General features: G+C 66.9%; 17 protein-coding genes and 1 pseudogene. 9 read left to right on the top strand and 9 right to left on the bottom strand.

Annotated elements, in window-relative coordinates:
- Window positions 1–344 precede the first annotated feature (344 nt).
- Window positions 345–986 carry a hypothetical protein gene (locus tag ADL15_RS52705; RefSeq protein WP_157441206.1) on the top strand — a complete coding sequence of 214 codons (642 nt, stop codon included), beginning with the start codon at window positions 345–347 and terminating at the stop codon, window positions 984–986.
- Window positions 987–1075: 89 nt separating this feature from the next.
- On the opposite strand, the gene ADL15_RS07065 is transcribed toward ADL15_RS52705, so the two are convergent.
- Both ADL15_RS07065 and ADL15_RS07070 read right to left on the bottom strand, forming a co-directional pair.
- Entirely contained in the window at window positions 1076–1711 is a 636-nt protein-coding gene (locus ADL15_RS07065; RefSeq protein ID WP_157441207.1) for a hypothetical protein, read from the bottom strand.
- Complete coding sequence (locus ADL15_RS07070; RefSeq protein WP_157441208.1) at window positions 1708–3174, bottom strand: hypothetical protein; 1467 nt, start codon at window positions 3172–3174, stop codon at window positions 1708–1710. The genes ADL15_RS07065 and ADL15_RS07070 overlap by 4 nt, the downstream gene beginning before the upstream one ends.
- 546 nt (window positions 3175–3720) lie before the next feature.
- Here ADL15_RS07070 and ADL15_RS07075 point away from each other — a divergent pair.
- A complete protein-coding gene (locus ADL15_RS07075; RefSeq protein WP_083970977.1) occupies window positions 3721–4986 on the top strand; it encodes a DNA-processing protein DprA in 1266 nt (421 codons plus the stop codon).
- A 76-nt stretch (window positions 4987–5062) separates the two neighbouring features.
- Here the strand turns inward: ADL15_RS07075 and ADL15_RS56360 are convergent, their stop codons facing one another.
- Window positions 5063–5185 (bottom strand): hypothetical protein, encoded by a 123-nt coding sequence (locus ADL15_RS56360; protein WP_269748312.1) that lies wholly within the window; start codon window positions 5183–5185, stop codon window positions 5063–5065.
- 31 nt (window positions 5186–5216) lie between these two features.
- Here ADL15_RS56360 and ADL15_RS52710 point away from each other — a divergent pair, with 31 nt between their 5' ends.
- A complete protein-coding gene (locus ADL15_RS52710; RefSeq protein WP_157441209.1) occupies window positions 5217–5741 on the top strand; it encodes a ComF family protein in 525 nt (174 codons plus the stop codon).
- Window positions 5742–5837: 96 nt separating this feature from the next.
- On the opposite strand, the gene ADL15_RS07080 is transcribed toward ADL15_RS52710, so the two are convergent.
- Together ADL15_RS07080 and ADL15_RS07085 are read right to left on the bottom strand one after the other, a co-directional pair.
- Window positions 5838–6737, bottom strand: a complete 900-nt coding sequence (locus tag ADL15_RS07080; protein ID WP_067685949.1) for an IS3 family transposase — start codon at window positions 6735–6737, stop codon at window positions 5838–5840.
- Window positions 6734–6967 carry a transposase gene (locus ADL15_RS07085; RefSeq protein WP_269748313.1) on the bottom strand — a complete coding sequence of 78 codons (234 nt, stop codon included), beginning with the start codon at window positions 6965–6967 and terminating at the stop codon, window positions 6734–6736. Before ADL15_RS07085 ends, ADL15_RS07080 begins: the two co-directional genes overlap by 4 nt.
- Before the next feature lie 18 nt (window positions 6968–6985).
- Between ADL15_RS07085 and ADL15_RS51105 the strand changes: the two genes are divergently transcribed.
- Window positions 6986–7279 carry a hypothetical protein gene (locus tag ADL15_RS51105; RefSeq protein WP_083970979.1) on the top strand — a complete coding sequence of 98 codons (294 nt, stop codon included), beginning with the start codon at window positions 6986–6988 and terminating at the stop codon, window positions 7277–7279.
- 308 nt (window positions 7280–7587) lie between these two features.
- On the opposite strand, the gene ADL15_RS07090 is transcribed toward ADL15_RS51105, so the two are convergent.
- A complete protein-coding gene (locus ADL15_RS07090; protein WP_157441211.1) occupies window positions 7588–8202 on the bottom strand; it encodes a helix-turn-helix domain-containing protein in 615 nt (204 codons plus the stop codon).
- Between the two features lie 528 nt (window positions 8203–8730).
- Here ADL15_RS07090 and ADL15_RS07095 point away from each other — a divergent pair.
- The 4 genes from ADL15_RS07095 to ADL15_RS52715 all read left to right on the top strand — a co-directional run bounded on the left by ADL15_RS07095 (window position 8731) and on the right by ADL15_RS52715 (window position 20037).
- Window positions 8731–14475: a hypothetical protein gene (locus ADL15_RS07095; protein WP_067685951.1), complete on the top strand. Its 5745-nt coding sequence runs from the start codon at window positions 8731–8733 to the stop codon at window positions 14473–14475.
- 431 nt (window positions 14476–14906) lie between these two features.
- Complete coding sequence (locus ADL15_RS07100; RefSeq protein WP_067685953.1) at window positions 14907–15785, top strand: S-4TM family putative pore-forming effector; 879 nt, start codon at window positions 14907–14909, stop codon at window positions 15783–15785.
- The gene (locus ADL15_RS07105; protein WP_157441212.1) at window positions 15782–19378 is read left to right on the top strand and encodes an ATP-binding protein; all 3597 of its coding nucleotides are present in this window, start codon (window positions 15782–15784) and stop codon (window positions 19376–19378) included. The genes ADL15_RS07100 and ADL15_RS07105 overlap by 4 nt, the downstream gene beginning before the upstream one ends.
- 347 nt (window positions 19379–19725) lie before the next feature.
- Window positions 19726–20037, top strand: coding sequence for a hypothetical protein (locus ADL15_RS52715; RefSeq protein WP_157441213.1), 312 nt, complete (start codon window positions 19726–19728; stop codon window positions 20035–20037).
- Between the two features lie 13 nt (window positions 20038–20050).
- Here the strand turns inward: ADL15_RS52715 and ADL15_RS07110 are convergent, their stop codons facing one another.
- On the bottom strand, window positions 20051–20287 hold the full coding sequence (locus ADL15_RS07110; protein WP_067685957.1) for a hypothetical protein: 237 nt from the start codon (window positions 20285–20287) through the stop codon (window positions 20051–20053).
- Window positions 20288–20454: 167 nt separating this feature from the next.
- Window positions 20455–21978: a recombinase family protein gene (locus ADL15_RS07115; protein WP_083970980.1), complete on the bottom strand. Its 1524-nt coding sequence runs from the start codon at window positions 21976–21978 to the stop codon at window positions 20455–20457.
- 156 nt (window positions 21979–22134) lie between these two features.
- On the opposite strand from ADL15_RS07115, the gene ADL15_RS07120 reads away from it, so the two are divergent.
- A complete protein-coding gene (locus ADL15_RS07120) occupies window positions 22135–22926 on the top strand; it encodes a hypothetical protein (protein ID WP_067685961.1) in 792 nt (263 codons plus the stop codon).
- 253 nt (window positions 22927–23179) lie between these two features.
- Here ADL15_RS07120 and ADL15_RS52720 read toward each other — a convergent pair.
- Window positions 23180–23264: pseudogene (locus tag ADL15_RS52720) on the bottom strand (IS5/IS1182 family transposase); the annotation flags it as partial.

Genomic DNA, 23264 nt, shown 5'->3' on the forward strand with positions numbered 1-23264 from the left:
CTTGGTCGACTGCTGTCTTACCTGGAGCCTCGCACCTATCGATCCCCGGGCCATCCACATCTGCCGTGACCAGCACCGTCAGGTTGGAAAAGGCTCAATCCAGGCCAGGTTGGCGCTGCCCTATGAGCCGGTCGCTACTTGAACCCGGCCCGGATTGCCTCGACAAGCGCCCGCCTTCGTCGTTCACTCAATGTCGCCTGAGTAGTCGCTGCTTCACCCGAGGCAGGCACAAAGAGCGCAGGCTGGCGCAACGAGATTCGTGACCGTCGTGGCATCATATGGATGCTGAGTAGTTCGCACCTATGGTGATGTCTTCCTCTGGCCGATGGTCCCGCGGGAACAGGATGAGCCTGTTGATCATCAAAGATCTGGCGCGTCAGTTGGGTGTCGACAGTGACGTCCTGGTGGCTCTCGCTAAAGGTAAGGGTATCGATGTTTCTGGCGGTGAGAGCCGGGTCGGAGCCGATGAGGAGTGGGCTATCCGCAAGGCCGTCTTGACGGCATCGCCACTCAGTCACGTGGAGCGCGCGCAGCCTGATGTCGCGGCCTCGCCCCGCTCGTCGCGGTGGCCGCGCATGGTTCCTGCTGCGTTGCCAGGTCAGCGCCCAGTCGGGAAGGCTTCACCACCGTCTGATCTGGCGAAGGTTTTCCTGAACCGTGACGACGACTTTGTGAGCGGTTTCCTTAACCCGCCTCCCCGGCATGTTCGGGTCGAGAGGGCCGAGAAAATCGCCCGTGAATGGGCGCGTTGTTTGTTCACCGCTCAAGAAGCCGAGGAGTGGGTCGACAGGCATGGCAGCATTTCGCCGGATGTGGCTGAGGCTCTCCGGGCGGCGGGGCTTTCTGCTGGGCAGTCGACTACTCGGATTCGGACTGAGCGTGGTTTCGTTGAGAAGCTGTCCCTCGCGATCCGGGTTTCGTCCGAAGAGTTGACGGCTGAGGAAGCTGCCGCAGAGTATCGAGCTATGCAGGGGCGTCTGGCGTAGGGCGCAGGGTGTCCAGTGATCTGTCATTACGCGGTCGGAGTCGTTGAACCAGACTTCAGGATGCGATTGCGTGCCGGTCCAATTTTGGTTCAGCGCTGGTCGTTTAAGCGATCCGAAAGCAATTCAGGTACGTAGGCAATTACGGTGGAGGGCATGCGCTTGCGGCGGAGGGCTGGCAGGCTGAAGCCTAGCCACCAGAGGACTGCGATGCCTGCTGCGACCTGACGTGCCGGCTCGGCTGTGCCTTGATAGACCATGGCTGTCGCGGCTGCACCGTAGAGAAGCCAGCCAATTCGTGCTGCGTGGGCCCCGCTGAACGTGGCGAGTACGAGTAGGACGATGCCGAATGCCCACCACGTCCACCACACAGTCTCGGCGCTGACAGGTAGGCCGGAACTGTGTGTCTGCAGGTAGGCGTGGACCGGGCGGAAAACGATGCCGAACGCGGCGGTGCCGGTCACCCATTCGGCACCGCCAGCAATCAGGGCGCCCAGTTCCCGCAGCAATGGAATGACAATCCTGGCGACGAAAATTACGAAGATCAGCAGCCCGGCTATCGCAAGAGCTTCGGGTCCCCATGGCGGTAGGCCGGGGATGATCTGCCGGTTCTGCAGGCGCTGCCAGTAGTAGGCAGCCCACTCGATCAAGTTTGCCTTCCAACCTGGGTCGGGATCTTCGATTTCTAGTGGTGGCGTAGTCTCGGTGTCCGTTTGGGTTTTGGTCACCGTTCATCCTCATCGTCGGTGGTGAAGACGGGTATCCATCTGCCTTCGCGGGCTGCTTCGAGGTCTTCGCGGCTCAGAACGGTGCCCTCCGGAAGAGGGGTAGCGGTGAGCCTCTCCAGGCCGTCTGATGCTCCGTTGATGTCATCGGCGGCCCTGGTGTTGATGTCATCAAGGAGCCGGTCGATGAGTAGCGCGAGACTGCCGGGTCCGGAGCCGTGGTAGCCCCAGCTCAGGCCGTAGTAAGAGTCACGGGGCGCTGGCCAGATCGTGCCGTCGGCGGTGCGGATCCAGATGGGGTCGTCGAGGATCAGCTCTGCCAGCGGCGCGCGTGCGGGTAGGGCTTGGGGGACCGCGGCTACCAGGGTCTGATCGTGTTCTCGGATTACTGGGGCGTCGGTCTCCGGGTCGGTGAGAGATTCCGTCGTTGAGTCGTCGTGCAGGACGTTGTGTGCGGCGGTTCGCTGGCAGGGTCGCAGCCGCCGGGCCCACTCCTGTGCGTGGGCGCTGGTGCTGGGGTCGACCTGGACTGCCGAGCTGTTGGCGAGGTCGGTGCCGCCGTCGACGAATTGGTACAGCATCGTGGCAGAGCTTGCTAACGCGTCACTACGAGCCTGAATGTCGTGCCATGCCGCTTTGCGGACTACGGCATCGATGTCGTCGCTTGTGGCGGCGGGGACGTCCAAGGGGCGCGCGGCCACGATGAGATGTTCAGGGTCGAGGCCGCGGTTCTCGCCCAGAATGTCCAGGGCGAATTCGGCCTGGTTGTGGGCCATCTGGTTTATCTGCTGGGCAAGGTTGGTCAGGACGATGGAGTGCATGTCGTCCCGGGGGTAGGTGGCGGCGAGTTGCAGGAGCGGCGCGGAGTCGATGCTTCCGCGCGCGAGGGCGGTTACCGGCAGAGCGCCTGGTTTCCAGGTTCGGATCAGATCTGGATCACGTAGCGCTGGCGCCCAGTAGGGAACGGATGCTCCGAGGACGCGGGCGACGTCGGCCCAGACGGGGGAGTACCTGCCGTCCTGTGGCCTGCCGGGGAGGAATCCGTCTATGTCTGGTCCGAGGTAGAACATGCCGGTGACGAGAATGGCGGCGCCTTCGCCACGTGGAAAGAGATCGTGAGCCCACTTCTTGAGGCTGCCGCGGCGATCGTCGGAGGTCGGCCAGATGAGCGCGACGGTTCCTGTCGGAGTCTGCCAGCAGGTCGCTGTTGCTTTGTCCAGGTCAACGGTGCCGGCGTATGTCGCCGCGCGTTTTGCAGCAGGCCAGTGATCGAGCGGCACGCGGCCCGTTAGGCGCAGCTTGGGCTGATTCAGCGCCCAGGTATATAGCTGTTGGGGCGACCACCAGTTGCCGTCATTCATGACGGGCAGCGTGTCGGTGAACACCCACCACCATGCGGTGATCCGCGGAACCCCGAGCAGCTGAGCTACGCCACCGATTCCCAGCCTGCGCTGATCATCAGACACCTGCCAACCCCGTACTCTCCGCAACCGATCGACGCCTATAGGTAGTTTTGTGAATAGCCTGCCAGACGATCGGGTGCTTCCCAAGCAGGCGCGCGTATCGATGGATGCCGTCGTGTGGGCTTCCGGCGGAGTCCGCTATGGCGAGTGCCTCAACAGGGCGCGCCGGGATCTCGGGAGTCGCGCTCCCGGGGTTCCGTGCCTGTAGTGAGGGGCCTCGACCCTCCATACCTTTTTCTGTACGATTCTGTATATGGCAACCCGGTCCGGACTACGTCGCCCCGAGGTGTCGGCGGGCATGGCGGCCGCTCGACTGCGCGGGGTCAGGCTCGGCCGGCCCGTCACGAGTGCGCTGTCACCGTCGGCACTGAGAGCTGACGAGCTACGCGACGAAGGACTGTCGCTGGCTGCTATCGCTGAGGCGCTCGATCGCGAGCAGGTTCCCACGCTTTCTGGGCAGGGGTCCTGGTCGAAGAGCAGCGTTCAGTATCTTCTTGCCCGCCTGGACCGGCACCGCGAGCAGGGTGCAGCGGTTTCCGTGAGCGCGTCATGAGCAACCCCGACAACGGCGTCGATCACCTCTTCGCTGACGAAGAACGCACCGCCGCCGGCGAGGCGAAGTACCGAGCAGGTGCACTACGACGTCGGGACGCGAACCCCGACGGCAGCCCGTCGCAGGACTCTCAACAGATCCGATTCTGGAGCCCGCCACCGGCTAACGAACGCCGCCCGGCAGAGCTGCCTGGCATGTCTGCCAAGCCCTCGGTCGTCTCCCGTCGGCCCGAAGCCCGATCCGCAGACCGCGAGCGGCTCCTGACACTCTGCGCGCTACGCCACGGCGAACTCGGTCGCATCGATGGCTCGTTACTGGCCCGCACAGCCCAGACACCCGAGGCGCTGGACCGCTGGTTCGCCGGGCAGGTAATCGAGAGGTCACCCAAAGCCGACAAAGCCCGTAACATCCTCGAGTGGGCGCTGCGTGACGGTGCCGCGATCGAGGAAGCGGAAGACTTCGTCGGCCGGCAGCTCGCTGCCGCCTACGCCGCGGGCGCAGATGTGACGACCGTCCTGGACCCGGACTATCCGGCTAACCTGCGCCTGGTCCCCGACGCTCCTGCGTTTCTGTTCTACCGCGGCCAACTCGACCCGGCCGATGCCCGATCGATTGCCGTGGTCGGCACCCGCCAGGCCACGCCCGACGGCCGCGCCCGGGCGGCGCGCATGGCTCGAGGCCTCAGCGACGCCGGCATCGTCGTCGTATCCGGCCTCGCCAGAGGAATCGACACCGTCGCGCATACGACCGCCCTCGACGGTGGACGTCGCACCGTCGCCGTCATCGGCAACGGAATCGCCGGGAACACCTACCCGCCCGAGAACGCCTTCCTGGCTGATCGCATCGTCGATGGCGGGGGTGCAGTCATCTCCCAGTTCTGGCCGACCGACCCAACAGATCAGTGGCGATTCCCTGCCCGCAACATCACCATGTCCGGATACACCCAGGGCACCCTCGTCGTCGAAGCCGCGTCTACCTCAGGCGCCAAGCTGCAGGCGCAGTCAGCACGGCGGCACTCCAGAACGGTGTTCCTGCTGCGCTCGCTCGCCGCCACGCAGGCCTGGGCGCGGAAAATGCTGACCGAGGCTCGTGCCGAGTTTTCCCAACCCCGGCAGCTCGATTTGACCGCGCCCGCCGATCAGGATCTACCGCTGGCTGTTGTGGAGGTCGGCGATGTCGGCGACGTCATCGCCCGCGTAGCCGACGCGGCCGCCGTGCAGGCCGCTGCCGACATGCGTCTCGAGCTCGCCGGCGCCTGGTAGGCGATGCGGTGGCTCACCCGGCGCCGGCTGGACGACCCCTCGGGTTCCCGAACTGCCCCGCCTGCCCTTACGTCGCTCAAGGCGCATCGTCGGTCTGCATCAGCTGCGCCTTGAGTACCGTGCCGGCGTTGACCGGCCAGCGTTGCTCGATCTGCGCCCAGCAGCTGATCGCAGGAAGATGCCGCAATGCCATCTGCATGAGATCACCTGATCAGCGCGGTTTCACCAGCGTGGCAGCAATCTCCCTCGACTCCGCACCACTTCGCGACCCGCTACGCGCGTTCAAATACGACGGCCAATATCGCTGGGGCGCCATCTTCGGCCGCCTCATCCTGGGATGGCTTGATCGCAACGCACCAGTAGCCCTCGCCTACACCCACATCGTTGCCAATCCCGGCTACCTGAACCGCCGGCCATACCGCCACGTTGAGTCCATGCTCACCGCCGCCGCGACTGAGGACATCCACCACCGCTGGCCTATCTATCCCAAGGCCTTAATCAAGTCGATAGACACCCCTAAATCGGCAGGTCAGAGCTTGCTGGCGAAGAGCAGAGCCGCCCAGGAACACGCCGCCGCGATACGCCTCGCCGATCCACCTGACGCTGCGCCACCCCTGCCTGGCGCGCGCGTACTGATCATCGATGACATCTTCACCACGGGTACCCAGCTCGACGCCGTGGGCCGACGATTCCTCGAATCCGGCGCTACTCGCGTTGACGGACTCGTTCTCGCCCGCAGACCTTGGGGATCTTGACGGGACTGTAAGAAAACGGTTCTGGCGCAAAAACGGTGGTTGGGACCGGGAGTTGGGCTTGACCCGTTTCGACGGACAGGGCCGATGAGTTGATCTTCAGGCTACCTTGAGGGCGGGTAGCAGGCTGATGACGGTGCCGCCTTCGTAGGCGGCCGGGCTGAGGTAGCCGAGGCTGGAGTGCCGTCGGCGGGTGTTGTACCAGCCTTCGGTGTATTCGAATATCGCCTGGTGGGCGGCCTTACGGGTGGGCCAGGCCTGCCGGTGGATCAGCTCGGTCTTCAGGGTTGAGAAGAACGATTCGGCGACCGCGTTGTCCCAGCACTGCCCGCGCCGGCCCACGCTCAGGCGTACGCCGTGGCGTCGGGCGAGGCGGGCGTGCTGCGCGCTCGTATATTGACAGCCGCGATCGGAGTGAAAGACCAGGCCGTTGGCGGGCAGGCGCCGGCGCAGGGCGTCGGTCAGGGCGGCGTCGACCAGGTCGGTCTTGAGATGGTCGGCCACGGCCCAGCCAACCACGCGGCACGAGGCGAGGTCGATGACGGTGGCCAGGTACAGCCAGCCCTCCCACGTGTTGATGTAGGTGATGTCGCCGCACCAACGGGTATTGATCGCCGCCTGGTCCACGGCGAAGTTCCGGTCGACCAGGTCCGGGCGGGTGCCGGCGTGCGGGTCCGGGATCGTGGTGCTCCTCCATCGGCGCGGGCTCTTGCCGCGGACCCCGGCGGCCCGCATCCTGCGGGCGATGCGTTTACGGCCGTGCCGCAGTCCGGCCGCGGCCAGCTCGGCATGAATGCGCGGCGCTCCGTAAGTGCCGTTCGACGCCGCGTGCACCGCGACGATCTGCTCGGTGAGCTGCTCATCGACCCGGTCCCGGGTGGACTGCTCGCCGCGGGCGTGCTGGTAGTAGGCGGACCGGGAGACCTTGAGCAGCTCGCACGCACGCTTGACGTTGTGCTTGCCGGCCTGCTCCGCGCCGATGAACGGGTACACGTTCACCGGGTCTCCCTCGCGAAGAAAGCCGTGGCCCGCTTGAGGATGTCGACGTCCTGCTGCAGCCGCCGATTCTCCGAGCGCAGCCGGGCCAGCTCGGAACGTTCGTCGCTGGTCAGCCCGTCCGAGCGAGTGCCGGCGTCGAGTTCGGCCTGCTTCACCCAGGACCGCACCGCCGTCTCGGTCAGGTCGAAATCCCTGGCCACCTGCCCGACCGTGCGGTCACACGCTGACACAGCTCGACGATCTCGGCCTTGAACTCGGACGTGAACGCCCGCCGCGGCCTCGATCGCTTCTTTCCCACGCTCTCCATGATGCTGGACATCCTCCCGGAGACCTCAGGTCCCCTGATCTTGGATGTCCGTCAAAACGAGGCAGGCCCAGCCGCCGCCAGTTGGGCAGGCGCTCCCGAGGCGTCCTCGACGCCGAGCAAGCACTTGCAGGAGGTTTTCGTATGCCTCTTCGGGCGAATCCCCGCCGCCGACCTCGTCCGCCCGATCCGTAAAGAAGTGTGCGCACGTTGCATCATCAGCGTTCCAGTCAGGTGAGAGATCGGCTGGCCAGCATGCGAACGCAACCCAGGTGCCGGGCTCATAGAGACCCCCGTAGCGTGCTCGGACGATAGTCACCCCTTCCAGTTCGTAATCCACGCGTTTGACGATCTCATATGGGCAACCAGCAGTTTCGCCGGATCTGGGACAAGCAGCTTCGGCACCGCGGGTGTGACCGCTGCCGACGGCCACGGTCACGAGTCCTTTGGCGGGAACCGCAACGGCTGGCTCGGCTGTGGCGTCCAGTACCGCGACCGTAGGTTCGTATTGTCTGGTGTGACAACACTCGATGGCGTGCATCCTGCCTACGGTGATACGTCGGCGCGTAACCATCCCTGCTCTTGTGTCAGCATGAGTGCTTGGATCCGTGTGCGGACCCCCAGTTGCCGATAGAGCGCCTGCAACAGTCGATACATCGCCCTCTCGGAATACCCGGCGGCGTGAGCGAGCCGGGCCACGGTCATCCCGGCCGCCAGTTGCCGCAACCACGCAAGCTGTTCGGCCGACAGCGCAGGATCAGATCTTGGCGCCGCCACGGTGCCGGCGGTTAAGGCTGTGGCGACGGCCGCCGGCATCACGGCCTGTCCATCAAGGGTCGCCACGACCGTGCGGCGCATTACCTCATCGGTCACCGCCCGATCCAGCACCGACTGGGCGCCGGCGCGGATCGCCCGCGCGCCCAGTGACACCGAATCTGATGTCAGCACCGCGATCAGGTGGTGGTTCACTGCGGCCGTCCGCAACTGGTTAAGCAGTAGCCAGTCATTTTCAGTAAGCAGCGTTAGCAACAACAGTCCCGGCGTGCGGCGTACCCATGTCAGCGGGTCTTCCGGAGCATCCACTGTGTAGCCGAGGTCCGCCAGGGCAGCAGAAACTCCCTGCCGGTACAGCGGAAGCGGATCGACAACCGCGAGATGCATGGCGATGAGGGTAGGCAGCACGCCGCTGTGAGCAGTCGACCTCGTCGGCGGGTCGGCTGCTTTCTGCGCCCATGTCCGGCGTCGCGGTCGTATAGCACAGTCCTGATCCGACCTCCGGCAGTCAAGGTGTCCGCTCGCTGCGACCGGCGAGGCTCCGGAGCGGTCGTGACCCGCTTGCCGTGGACCGTGATGCTGGATGGTTAAAACGATGCAGCTGGTGGTGTATTCGTGGCACGGCATCTTCAGCGTGCGAGGCACAGTCTTCGCCGCGCGGTCATAACGCAGGCGGATGCGGGGTCCACGCGCTGTTTCGGCAGTTCAGTGCGCCTGCGAGTATAAGAACACAACAAGCCGGTATCCGGCGTGGGCAACGGTTGAGGCCAAGACCCGGATCGGTCTGGCCAGCGCTTCAGCCCTCGCATGATGATCATGCCCTCTCTGAGTTTGATCGGTGACGCCGATGTTCGCCGGTACTCCTTCCGATCACAGTGTCGCCGATGAACGGCGTCTGCGGTTACAGTGCGAGAGGTGCCGAACGACCCGATCGATCGTCTCGCCGAGGTTCTAGGCGACGTGGCCGCTTCGGGGTTGCGGCGCTCCGCGACCTTGCGGCACCGGCGTGTCGACCTCGCCGAACCGCGGTGGGTGGCCCGCGGCTACAGCGGCGCTGTCCTGGTCGCGGTCGTGGAACGTTCCCTGCCGCCGGCACCGCACGTGCCGAGTAAGTATGTAGTCAAGCTGTGCCCGGCCGACGGCCGGCAGCGGGAGGCGTCGCGTCACCACGCCGCATGGCAACTGTCCCCGCAGGGCTTCGCTGACCGGCATCTGGTCCAGGTCGCCGGCGACCCGATAGGCCTTCCCGACGGCGGTGTGCTGTTGCTGCAGAACATCGCCGGTGACACGCTGACCGGCTGCCGACCGATGTCGGAGTTTCCGGCGTCCGAACGGTTGTTGATCGCCGCCGCTGTCGTGCGCGCGCTGACAGCCGAGTGGACCGCCGCGAGTGAGGTGCGCCTTGACGAGTTGACGGTCGCCGGGTTTCTGCATGACGGACTCGACGGAACCTCGACGAGCGGGCTGCCCGATCCAGCGCTGCGTTTCGGCGTTGACCCGCACCTGCTCGACGACGACTGCGGGTGGATGGAGACAGCCGAAGATGGGCCGCTGGTGAATCCGTTCGCGCTGCTCGACGGCCGTGGGCCCGTCGCCGAACAGCGGGTGCAGTTCATCGCCGGTCGTACCCACGGCGACCTGCACGAAGACAATATTCTGGCCCCGCGCGTCGATGGTGCTGCCGACGCCGGCAACTTCCGGCTGGTGGATCTGTCGACGTTTGAGGAGGCCGGGCCGCTGAGCCGCGACCTGGCGATGCTGACCGTCTCCTCCGTCGTGCGCCGGATGGGCGAGCTGTCGCCCGGACAGAAGGAGGCGCTGCTGCACTACCTGAGCGGCCGTGCCCTCACCGGTGTCGTGCCGGATGGAATCTTCGCGTTCGTCGACACCGTCCGGCACGCGGCCCGGCCGGACGTGGTCACGGCCGAGTTCGAACAGAACTGGTCCGAGCAGCTGCTGCTGTCTCTGGCCGCGGCGGCGCTGCTGCACCTGTCCTTCGGCAACGTCGACGCCGACACTCGTTGGTGGCTACTGCGCCTGGCCGCGCAAGCCGCGACCCGATTCTTGCGCTCCCGGGGTACCGCCGTACCCGACGAACGACGCCCTATCGACCAGAACGCGGTCACCGCAGTACCGCGCGCCACGCGCCCTGACGACCGTTCCCCGAACACCGGTTGGCCGGCGGCCGTATCCGACGGGCTGCGCCGCAGGCTCGTGCTGGTCGCCCCGGACACTACTGGGAATCCGGAACTCGGTGCGGCGCTTCACGACGTGGCTCGCGCCTTCGCGACCGTCGGATACCACTGCCCGGGTGGCGTCACGACGATCGGTGATCCGGACGACACCCGAGACGCGATCGCGGCGCAACTGATGCTGGCCGGTCCGGACGACGCCGTCGCGGTATACCTGCTCGCCGAGATACAACATCTCGACCCCGGCGCGGGTGGCCAGCCGGCGCTGGGCATCCGCACAGCGCGTTCACGGCCCGGTCGCGCTCGTGGCACTCTCGCCCTGGAAGCCCTGCTCGAAGGTTTGCGGGAGGCGCCCGAGGGTGCCCGGACACGTAACCTGCTGCTGGTCATGGACGTGGCGGGCGCTGAGCCGAACGAGGTCATGCAGGCAGCGACCGCGATGGTGGCCAGGCTCGCCAGCGGCGGGCCCGGCAGCATGCACGTCGTGGCAGCCGTCCGACCGGCCGGATCGCCGCTGCACGGGTTTGCGGCCGTGTGGTCACGCACGTTGACCGGCTACGGCGACGCCCCTCGTGATCAGCCCTACCTCGAACTGGACGGGCTCGCCGACCGGCTACGGCGTGCGGCGCCCGCAGCAACCGTGCTGGGAACCGCGTCGATGTCAGCGGTCGGTCCGAACCTGTGCCTGCCGAATCCACGGCACCACCTGACCGGTGTCGATCCTGCGGAGATGATGTCGTGGTGGGAGCCGACCGCCCGGGCCACCGCCTCCCAGTCCGGCGACTGGTTCTTCAGCGGACGCCGGCGGCTCAACACCCGGATCGTGCACTGGCTCGCCGATGCGGCAGACCCGGTGCTCGTGCTAACCGGCGCTCCCGGCTCCGGCAAGAGCACCGTCCTTGCGCGTATGGTCGCTGCCACGGTCCCCGACATCCGCGAACAGCTGCGTGGCCGTCCCGGCGCTTTGCGGCCGGCCGAAACACCGCCACCGGACTTCCGGTTCGCGCTCACCATGCGCCTGACAAAACGCGGCGTCGAAGATATTCACGACCACGTCGCCCAGATCCTCAACGCACAGGACGGCGGTCCCATGCCGCCGGTCATCGCCCTCGACGGCCTGGATGAAGCCGACGACCCGCACCTTCTGGTAGCCACGGTCCTGCGCCCGCTGGTGCAACAGGCCCGCGCAGGCGGACCCCGGCTGCTCATCGCCACGCGCAGCCATCCGGTCGGGCACGACCCGACCGACGCCCACGAGCCACGTACCGACCTGATCGGGCCGTTGATCAGCGACGGAGGTTCCGTCATCGACGTCGGCACCACCCCGTGGCTGCAAACCGGCGACATCGCCGAATACTGTGATCGACTGCTGAGTGTCGCGACCAACGACCGCGGCCGAACCAACATTTACGCGGCCCTGCCACGCGCACGCCGGGTGCTGGCCCGCTCGATCGAAACGCAGGCACGACATTCGTTCCTGCTGGCCGCTCACGTCGCCCGCCGGCACACTCTCGACACTTCCGCGACCGACTCGCAGAGCCCGGCGTGGCGTCGACAGTTCCCGCAAGGCATCGGCGACGCGATGCGTCAGGAGATCAACGCGCTGTACGGCGTGGACGAGGCCGACCGGCAGATGGCGCTGCTGCGTCCGCTCGCGTTCGCGCATGGGGCCGGCCTCACCCGTACAGCGGTCGGCGACGACCTGTGGGCACTGCTGGCCACCCGGCTCGACAGTGACAGGCGCACCTTCACCGAAGCCGACGTGACCGACCTGCTCAGTCAGCGGGTCGCCACCCATCTGGTCGTCGAGGTCGACTCCGGCAGAGAACGCGCCTACCGCTTCCACCACGAGGCTCTGGCGGCAGCCGTCGTGGACGACTACGGCGACCGTGCCGCCGCGCATCGCAGCATCACCGAGGCCTTGCTTGACTCTTTGGTGACCGGCGGAGCCCGCAACTGGCAGCGTGCCTCGGCCTACGTGCGCCGGGCGCTGCCCGCCCACGCCGGCGAGGCCGGCACCCTCGGGGCGCTGATCGAGGACAGCCGGGTGCTGATGTACTGCGATCCCGACCGGCTGCACGAAGCCTTGATAACCTCTGGCACTACCCCCCTGATCTCGCTGAGTCACCTGCTGCGCCCCTATCTGCACCGGTTGCACAGCGCGCCAGCACCGGCGCGAGGATTCCTGCTGTCGGTCGCCGCGACAGTCACCGACCGGCAGCCGCTGGCTGCGTCGCTCGCCGCGGCGGCTGGCATGCCCGTCACTGTCGATCATGTGCAGGTACGGCACGAGGCGTTGCGGCAGTCGATCGCCGAGGGCCAGCCGGTCGCGGCGCTGCACGCCACCAGCACCCGTCACGGCCAACCGCTGATCTTCGTCGCGAACGGTACGTTCCTCGACGTGCGTGACCCGGACACCGGTGCGCTGGTCGACACGGTCCTGTCCGGCAGCACCGACGTCAGTGGCCTGGCCGGATACCTCGACGACGACGGCTTTCCCGTCGTCGCGGCGGCCGGTAGCGACGGCGGCGTGCGGGTCTGGGACGTCACCACCCGGGCACTGCGCGGCGAAAGCCCGGTGGATTTCCGCGGCGGCATCGTGCACGGCCTCGCAGGCGCGGGTGAGCCATTCCTGGCCGGCTGGACCGAAGAACATGTCGGTATCTGGCACCCCGGCCAGCCCGGTGACGTGCGTGTGCTGCCGGTCCGCTGGGATCCCGGCCGGCAGCCGATCACGGCCGCCGCGGTGACCCGTGACCAGGACGGCCGTGACCTGCTGGCCGTGGCCGCCGGGGGACAGGTGACCGTCTGGGACCCGGACACCGGCGGCCTTCGACACACCATCGACCTCGGCCTCGCCTTCAACATCACGCTGGCCTGTCTGCAACCCGGGCGCGACGACGGCCTGCTGCTGATCACGACCGGTCTGCACGAGCGGGAAGCACAGCTGTGGCAGCCGTCGACAGGTTCCCGGCCCTGGCCGTTCGCGCAGGTGCCGATCTGTACCGGCAGCTGGGCAGGACCCGCTGGCTATGGCATCGCCTTCGGCTACGCCTCCGGCGCGGTCGAGGCGTGGGACGGCGTCGAAAGCCACCCGCCCCGGCGGCTGCTGGACGCAGGCATGACCATCCATGCCGTCACCGTCGGCCCGGCCGGAACCAACAGCCCGATCGTCGTCAGCATCGACACCCTTGGACAGATCCGGGTGTGGCCTTGGGACCGTGGCAGAAACACGATGAGCCTGTCCGGGTCGACGCCGCGCGCGGTCGCTACCGGGCTGTTACGCCACGGCGGCCGATATCTGGCCGTCGGCCGCAACAACGGCGCTGACCTGTGGCGGCTCGATGAGGTCAGCCAGCACTCGTCAGCCGCCGGCCTACATGAGGCCGACGCCCAGCGAATCGACGCCGATCCAGCATCGTCACGTTTCGTGACCGTAGGCGACGACGGCCGAGCGCACATCTGGTCGACTCGCAGTGGCCGGTTTCTCGGCGCGGCATCGATCCCGTCTGGAGGGCCGTTCGCCGTTGCCGGCTGGCACGGCCGCGACGGCTACCGGATCGCAGTGACCGCCGCGAGCGTGCTGCAGATCATCGACCCCGATGATCCCGGAAAAGCGCCGTGGACCCGGGAAATGGGATCGCCCGGCACCATCGCCATCCTCGAGCACGCGTCGGATGTCCTGCTCGCCGTCGCCGACCGCCAACAAATCCACCTTGTCGATCCGGCGACGGCAACGGTGAGCACCCTGCACGTACCTGAAACCGCACCGGGCCGCGAGCATCTGTCGGCGGCCGCCCGCAACGTCGTGCGCCTGACCTGGATACACGCTCCCGGCGCTGACCCGCTGCTGGTCGCGGGCACCCAGGGCGGAGTCCTGGTGCGCTGGTCGTGCCACGAAGACGGGCAGATGCAACTGCTGCAGCCGTCGATCAACCACCCGGGAATCGTCACGGTGCTCACGCCGGTGCCCGGCGGCGACGGCGGCCGCGTCCTCGCGGGCAGCCCCACCGGTACTCTCCTGGTCTACAACATCGCCGACGGGTCTATCGTTCACGACCTCACCAAGGACGACGCCCGTATCGTCGCAGCCACCGTCGTCGACACGTCACCGCCGGTGCTGGTGACCGCCCACCTCGCCGACAACGCAAGCGGCCTGCGAATCTGGAACCCGCTAACGGGCCGGCAGCAGCGGTCGGTCGTGCACCGTTCGGATCCGGCCGCCACCTACGTGGGCGTGCCTCGAGCGGGCCGCACCGCGAGCGGGCGCGTTTTCATCGTCTACGACGTCGAAGACGGCGCCGAACTGCTGTGGCTCAACGGACCCGCCTACGATGACGACCCCGTGCGTCTGCTGCTGCCGTTCACGCTCAACGATGTGACCGTTGACGATGACCTGATTTTCATCGCTGGTGGCGGCGGCTTCCTGACCCTCACCGTAGGCCGGCACGACGGCACACCCCCGTGACCAGTACACGGCCGGCTCGGCGTCTCCTGCCCGCGCCAGCCGGCGATACCTGACATCACGAGCTCCCCGTAGCCAGCGTCGGTCCTTTGTCCGTGGGCGTGTGAGCGGTCCGATCCCTTCGCGACCCGGCCGCTCGCCGAGCTCGGTTCGCGCATTGGCAGCCAACCTGCCGACCTGACTCAGTAGCCGCCCAAGCTCGCGCCCGTGCCACGCGCCAGCTGCTGATAGCGCAGCCGATCCGACCCGGCCCAGCCCGGTCCGGCGCTCGGAGGGTAACCCGCAGCACGACGACCTCACGCAGCTGTTCCTACCACCAAGGTGGTCACGACATCACCGTCACGAAACTGACCGTATCGCTGAGGACACGGTGCGTGTGACACTCACTGCGTTGGTGCGTACGCGCGGGAGGGGCATTGACCAGTATCCACCCTATGGTCGATCAACAGAACAGCGTCGCCGGGCTGCGGCTACTCAAAGCCATCGCCGTGGCGCACCTCTACAATCAGCGAGCTCAGGCCGCCAGCTTCATCGTATCGATCATTCTGGCTGTGACCGGCCTGCTCACCGGCGCACATCCGAAGCTCGCCGCGGCGATCGGGCTCGCCGGCGCGTGCTGGGCCGCCCTGTACAAAGCGGTGATGGTTCCCTGGGCGGAACGCTATCTGCGGATCGCCGCGATTCTGCAGGAGATGTTCGACACCGACCTGCTCAAACTGTCGTGGAACCGCGTCGCGGTCGGTGATCGCATCGGCGACGATGAAGTCAGTCGGCTCAGCCGACACTTCCACCGCGACGAGTCCCGGTTGCGCGGCTACTACCTAGTCGCGAACGCCGCCGCGCCCTACGACGTGCTGTTCTGCCTCGAGCAGAACCTTGCCTGGGGCTCGCGGGTCCGGCTCCGCTTCGCCCAGATGATGCTGGGTCTGCTGGCGCTGTGGTCCGTCGCGGGCATTCTGCTCACCCTCGCCACCGACGCCACGGTCGCCCGCCTGCTCGCCGGCTGGTTCGTCCCGTCGCTCGGGCTGCTGTTGCTGTGCCTGGATATGTACCGCACACAGATGGCCAGCACCCGCGAACGACTACGGGTTCTCGCCCTGGTCCGCGCGGTCATCGACGACCCGACGTCGACGCTGATCGCCACACCCAGCACCCTGGCCGTCTTCACCCGCCAGGTACAGGACACCCTCTTCCACATGCGGCGGCTGCAACCACGCCTGCCCACGTGGTACTTCCAGCGCTACCACGACCAGGACAAGACCGATTTCCAGGTCAAGATGCTTGACCTGCAGACCCGCTATCCCCGGTCATGACCGTCCTCGAAGAACTGACCCGCGCCTTCGAAGAAGCGCAGATAGCCTCGGCCATCATCGAGTCACTACTCGACGACGGCGTCGCTATCCGCGACGGCACCATCACCGCTCTACAACGCGGCTTTTCCGGAGCACGGCTCGCGAAAGCACTACTCACCAACGTCGACCCGCCCACCGAACCGCGCTGGTGCGTGATCAAATACTGCCCGGCCGTGCCGATAAACCACCTGCGAGAAAGCCGGCAGCACCGCGCAGCGTGGCGACAGGCGCCTGCCGAGTTCCGCGACCGGCACCTGACTAAGGTCGCGTTCTCACCCATCCGCTGCCCACAGGACGCTTTGGTCATCGGCCAGTCGACGGCCGACGGCATTCCGCTGTCCAGGGTTGAACTCGACCAGCTCCCGCCCGCCTGCGCCGCAATCTGGGAAGAAATCTTCGTGAACTGGACCACGACAGAGTACGGCGACGAGCAGTCGACCCTCAGCGAACTGCTGGCCTGCGAGCTCGGCGACAGCTTCACCGCAGACGGATGGCTACGCGAATGGGCACAAGCACACGGCTTGCTGCAGACAGCCTTTCTCACGCTGCCGGACGAGGACGGGCCGCTACCCAACCCGTGGCGACTGTTCGCTGAGGACACGACTGCGACACAGACGAAGATCCACTATCTGGTGGGCCGGGCCCACGGCGACCTGCACGCGGACAACATTCTCGTACCGGTGCATGACACCGCTGTGTATGCGCAAGGCTTCCGCATGATCGACCTGGCGACCTACCGCAACGACGCGCCACTGAGTCGCGATCTCGCGTCCCTGCTGGTGTCGCTATGCTGGCGCGAGATCGGTGCCTCGTCCCCGCGAAGCCGCCGCGCGTTCCTCACCTACCTGGAACGTGACCATCCCGACCCGCGTCTGCACGACAGCATGCCCGGCGACGTGCGCAAGGTCATCGACGGGTTGCGTACACCGGCACTACAGTTCGCAACGGACCGGTGGGAACTGCAGCATTGGCACCGGCAGGTGAAAGTGTCCCTGCTGGCCCAGGCGATGCTGCACACCGCGTACACGTCCGGAACACCGGATGCCCGCCGCTGGTGCTGCCGGCTGGCGGGCCGGCTCACCCACATCCTGCTGCATCCGGCCGGCCCGCACGAAGAGCCCCCGATGCCGTTCGACGCGGGCACCATCGACGGCACCAGCACGACGCCGGTGAGGAACCGGCCCTCCGGAACCGGTGCGGTCTTCGTCGACCGGACCGGTCCCCGCAGCCGACTGCGTGCTGCCCTGGAAGATCAGGTCACCTCGGTCATCGTGGTCAGCGGCCCGCCCGGGATCGGCAAGACCGCGCTGGTGCGGGAGGTCCTCGCCGACCTCGGACGCGCCGACCCGGACGACGGCGCCTGCATGCTGCGCTGGCACGAGGTCACACCGTACGCCGACATCGGCGTGCCGACCTTGGTCGCCGACGTCGAGCCACCCGGTTCAGGCCACGCGGCCGGCCCGACCGCCCGGGCCCGCTTGGAGATCGCCCTGGACAAGCTCGGCGCCGCCGGCGGCATCCTGCCGGTCATCGTGCTCGACGCCGCAGAGCACCTGCTCACCGAGGACGACGTTCTCCGCGACACCGAACTCGATCTCGCCTTCGAAGCGATCCACAGCCGACGGCACCCACCGGTCAAAGTTGTCTTCATCAGCCACGTCGTGCCCGCAGCGACCACCGGTGTCACCTGGACCGAGACAGCATGCCGGATCAGCCTCGACGGATTGGAACCGCCGTCGCTGCGCGAGCACTTCGCCGCACTCGCCCCCGCCGACAGCACCGGCCTGGCCGCACTGCCGGAACCCGAACTGCGGCGGATCCACGGCCGGCTGGCGGGCAACCCCCGGCTGGCTGAACTGCTGCACGCGCTGCAGTGCACCGACCCACCCATGCTGCAACCCACCGAGGTAGCACCGTGGCTGTCCGGCATCCCGGCCGGCCAGGTGCACCAGCGGCTCGTCGACCGGTTCGTCAACCAGCTCCCGATAGAACAACAACGGGTGGTGCAGGCCCTCGCCGCGCTGGGCATCCCGGCCGACACCGACGCCATCACCGGTGTGGTGGGGCCGAGCGTGCCCGCGGCGCTGATAGAGCCGGCGCTGCATGCGCTCGTCGCCGCCCGAATGGTCCTGCAACGCCGCGATGGCCGCCGGTACCTGCGCCGCACCGAGATCGAACCCGTCCTGTCGCGGCTACCAGCCGAAGACCGGCGCCCTGCACAGGTCCGGGCACTGACCCGGATCGGCCTGCTGGTGCGCGCCGCCAAAGTGGTGGCCACGCTGCAGAAAGAGGACGAGGACGTTCATAGCATCGCCGACCTGGACATGCACTTCGCACGGATCGACATCTGGCTGCGCGCCGGCCTGTACGACCAGGCGTTCAGTGTGATCGCGGCTATCGAAGACGTGGTGAACCTCTGGGGCAGCGGCGCCGAGCTGCGCACCCAGCGCGAAGCTGTACGCGGCCGGCTCGACGACCGACTGGACGAGATGGTCAACCTCGCCGCTCTCGGCCACATCTACTCCTACAGCGGCGAGCTGTCACAGGCCCAGACCGCCTACCGGGCCGCGCTGGCCATCGCCCAGCAAGACCAGGATCGTGAGGCAATCCGGCAGATCTACATCGGTATGGGAACCATGTTCGCGGAGCACGACCACCTGCTGCAGGCCGCAGAGCACTACCAATGGGCGCTGGGACTGGCCAGCGACGACGAACATGACCGCGGTGACCGGGTCGCCGCCCTGATCGGCGTGGCCGACTGCCAGCAGCGGCACGGCGACTACCGCAAAGCGGTCGCCACCGCACTGGCGGCCTTCGACACCGCGCCCGAGGACGAGCCGACCCAGGCCGTGGACGCCGGACTGCGACTGACCCGCTGGTACGCCGAAATCGACCAGCTCCCGGACGCGCTGACAATGCTCAGCCGGTGCAGCGACCTCGTGCTCGCCAGGCCGGATCCCTGGGCCTGGGCCGAGCTGCTCTACGCCAGAGCCGAGCTGGATCTCTACCGCGACCGCTACGACGACGCCCGCACCTCAGCCGAGCAGAGCATCGCCGTCGCCCGCGACCATCGGGACCCGGTCAACCTGCGCCGGTCGCTGACCACCTTCGCCTTGACCCAGATCCACCTGGGCAACCTGGAGGCCGCCCGGACAGCGATCGAGGAAGCAGCCCGCTACCGCGTCGCAGGCCGCGAAACCGTCGAACTCGCCGTGCGGGCCATCATCGCGCACCGCTGCGACCTGCCCGGCACCGCACGAGACCTTTTCCAGCAGCTGCGCGCCGAGAGCGGTGCACGTATCGCGGCCGACAGCAACGACTTGGCCGCCTGGGACTTCGCCGGCATCGCCGAGTGCTACCTCGTCCTGACCGGGCAACGCCCGCCCGAGGCGCCGCTTGAGGCATTCCGCCGGGCACGGCCAAAGCCCGCCGAGCAAACACCTGGACTGGATGACCGGCTGCGGTTCATGGTGCATACCCTGGCCGACGGAAACCGCCGCCTCGAACTCGTACTCACCCAGCTGGCAGACATCCGCCCCGGCCGTACCACCTGACCGGTGGTGGCTCGGCTGCCGCATCGCAGCGCGGCGTAGACAGCGCAGCAGGCAGATAGAGCCACAGCGCCGCAGGGGTCGGACACACGTACACCTCGGACAGGTGGACGTTGCTCTCCATCGCCTTACCAATATTGACGCCGTACCTGCAGGAGCCCGCGCGGCCTGCCTGGAAGCGAATCGGCAAGATAACTGAGGCCTGATACCGGCCTGAGGTCGAGCACCGTGACGCCATAGTTCACAGTCGTGAGGACCCCCACGATCGACTCGAGGTACTTCTAACTGTGACAGGCAGAGTTCCGCCAAGAGGCAGTCATGAATGCGCATAACAGGTCATGGACCGGCACGTGAGCGCCTTCTTAGCGTCGAATCATCCGGCGGCGCTTGGAGGGTTCTGCGTGTCTTACTCCGACAAATCTGGCCGGCGGCCTCGGCGGCCTCTCAAGCGCCGTGCCGCGCCGAAGACCTCCGGGCTTGACGATGCCAAAATCCGCTACATCCTGCAGATCGCTGAGGCTAACCCGAAGTTCACGGCCGACGAGGTGTACGCCGAGATTTACTACGTCCGGCATCGTCATGACATCACCAAGGCCGTTGTGAGAACGGTTCTTGCCGGGCGTACTCCCAGCCGCTCGTTCTGGCCGTTCCGCCGACGGTGAGCGTTGCGAAGCCTCAGACGGCGCCATCCTCCTTGAAACGCAAAGCCCGCTTGGCGATCCGGTGGCGGCGCAGCGCCTGCTGGGGTGGCGGGCAGGACAGTGAGACCGGTTCGAGCGGCAGCGGGTCACCGACCGCGATCGGACGGCGGCTGCGCCAGATTGCGTCGGCGGCGAGCTGAGGAGTGGTCTGGCCAGCGTCGTCGACCAGCAGGCGGGCGACGGAGGCGAACGTCGTGGAGATGACCGACACCCTCGGTGACTTGCGACCGTTGGCGGGTCCTGCGTGTCAATACCGCTATACTTAATCGCATGAGCACCCATTATGAAAATGGGTGCTACGTACAGGTGTTCGAATCCCCCGGACACGTAAACCCCTAAGGATATCTTGGGGATGCAGCGAGAATCAATCCTGTCATCTCATGGCGGGATTTTTCTTATTTCTAGACTCGCATCTCGGGGCGTTCCCTCAGGACCCCAAGAAGGATTTAGTTCGCGTTGTTCGCCGATGGCGGCTTTCACGGCGAATAGGCCGGGGATCATCAGTTGGGCCTCCACCTCTCCCTCAACCACGACGGTGTCACGCGTGCATCGCAACGAGAGTTCCCGATCGCGCAGGTAGTCGGCCACTGCCCCGGGGTCCCAGAGTTGTTGCCCCTCCCCTGTCCGCGCGTCCAACTCTGCGGTAGCCGCGGCGAGAAGGGCATCCTCGCGGGCGTAGAACGGCAGTGGCGCGTCCGCGGGCCGCTTTCCGCGCCGCCCGTGCCGGCTCCGGTAGGTCGGGCGACCGCCGGCCCACTGTGATTCGGCTCGGCGCCCGCACAGATCGCACAACACCAGGCCGACGAGCAGATAAGTGCGTTCCTGGCCGTCGTCGGGCGTCGCAATGGCTGACACCCGCTGCGCGGCCACGAACGTCGCGTCACTGATCAGCGGCGTTTGCGCCTGACCGTGGGAGACGACCCACTCGTCTCGGGTGTTGCTCCGGCGCGTCGAGGGCCCACCGGTGTGGCGGGCACCGGGACTGGTCTCGTGGTGCACAGTGCTTTGCCGGTCCCAGACCTGCCGGCCGGTGTAGCGCGGGTTGGCCAGGATCGTGTCGACCGCGCGGGGGCTCCAGGCAGTGCCGCTGCGGTGCCGGTTGCGGGCAGGGTCAGTCGCGGACGGACACGGGATGCCCCGGGCGGTGAGCATGGCGGCTATCGCGGGCCGACTGTGACCGGCCAGGCGCTGCCGAAAGATCCAGCGGACGTGACGGGCGGTGGCCGGATCGGGGTCGAGGCGGCGCAGGCGGCGTCCCCAGCTGGCGTGCAGCGGGTGAGGGTGGGGGCCGGCGTCGACGAAGCGGTAGCCGTACGGGGCGCGGCCGCCGAGATTGCGGCCTTCGTCGCGGGCCAGGACGCGCATGGCGGTCAGGGTGCGGTGCCGGGCACGCAGGACTTCGCGGCGGGCGTCGTGGCCGAGCATGAGGACCAAGGCCTGGTGCACCGGGTTGCGTGGGTCGAGCGGGCCGTCGAGTTCGGGTGGCCAGAGGGCGACGCCGTAGCGATGCAGGATCGGGAGGACTTGCTGAAGTTGGGTGCCGCTGAAGGCGCGGTCGGATTCTCCGACGATGATGGCGTCGAATCTGCGGTTCGGGTCGGTGAGCATGTCGAGCAGGGCTGCGGCTTGGGGCCGGTCAGTCCATGGGGTGCTACGAGAGCAACCGATGTCGAAGAAGTCGACCACGATGGTCCCGGCTTCGGCGGTGGTTTGGATAGCGGCTTCGCGTTGCCACTGCCGGGACGCTTCGGGTTCTTGACGGTCGGCGGTGGAGACGCGGCCGTAGAAGGCGAACCGGAGTCCGGCCGGTTTAGACACGGTCTTTATCGAGCCGCGGTGCCGGACACTGAGCTGCTGATGCAGCCAGGGGCCGAGTTCACTGTTCAGCCGTGCCGCGACCACGTTGGGGTTGTCGCCTTCCGTCCGTCCTATCGCGACCAGACTCTAGCCATCGATTGATCTTGGACCGGTGCCGGGTTCTGATTGTGACGGGCTGCGGTTGCCACGATCTGCTCGCGGGGCCTTCGGGCTGCGTCATCTGCCGGGTAGCGTTCGCGCATGGCGGCGGTTCAGGAGCGTGGCGCGACGAGCGGTTCGGCGTGCAGTGGGCTGGTCGACAATTGCGGGCGGTTGTCCCGGCTGGGCGAGATGCACGCAGAGTCCTGTGAGCGCGGTGGAATCAAGGGCGATGAGGCCATGCTCAGTGCGGCGGCAGTCGGTCTGGTCATCGATGTGTGGCGCAACGGCCCGGTTGAGGACATGCACGCCAGTCGGCGGGGGCCGAGCGACGCCGCGATGTTCGCCGAGTCGACCGAGCTGCACTCAGCCGCGGTGGCGGCACTGACCAGCGACGATCGTTGCGATGGGCTGCTCGGCTTCGAGGACCACCTACTCGACCGGTCACGACCGTGGGCGGGAACGGGCGGCCGGACTCTGAGCGAGCTGGGACATGGATTTCTGGGGCACTACCGGCGGCACGTCAAGCAGCAGACCAACATTCTCATGAGTCTCTACCGACATACGTGTGTTCCTGATCCGCTCCAGCTGTATTTAATCCCGTCGGCTGTGACATACGGGAACAGTCACAAGGGTATGCCGCGGTGGCCAGTGATCGTCGGCCGAATCGAGGTGCTGCTCGACGACCCTGATCATCCAGCCTGGCACGACGGTTTCGGCCATGAGGCATTGCGGAGAATGCCCGCTGCGGCGAGCTCAGCGAGTGACCTGGCCGCAGCGTTGCTGGCCCGGCCCGCCGACCTGCCGCTAGAGGTGCTGGATTGGCTGAGCGGTCATCTGCTCTATTGCGCTGGCCCGCCGTGGGCCTCTGCGTGGGGCTCAGCCGCTGGATGAATCGGCGACGGTTCAAAGGGTCGTACTCGCGTCGAGGCGGGTGAGGTGGCAAGGCCGTACAGCGACATCGGGAGCCACCGCAGCCCGACAGCAGAAAACTACCGATACCGATGGTGACAGAGCCCGGAGGGGTATGCGCTGTCGGCGGCAAATGAGCGCGTTCAGACCTCCTGTCTGCATCTGTCAGCGATAGCAGTTGAACGGTCATGATCCAGCTGGCAACCTCATGCGCGTGCCACCCAATGAGCCTTTTTCATCCTGCGTAGCGGTTGGCTTCGACGTGGTGCAGAACGAGGATGGCCTGCACGATCGCGGTGGCGCGGCGAGGGCAACAGCGC

This window comes from Actinoplanes awajinensis subsp. mycoplanecinus (genome assembly GCF_001509495.1).
GTDB lineage: Bacteria > Actinomycetota > Actinomycetes > Mycobacteriales > Micromonosporaceae > Actinoplanes > Actinoplanes palleronii.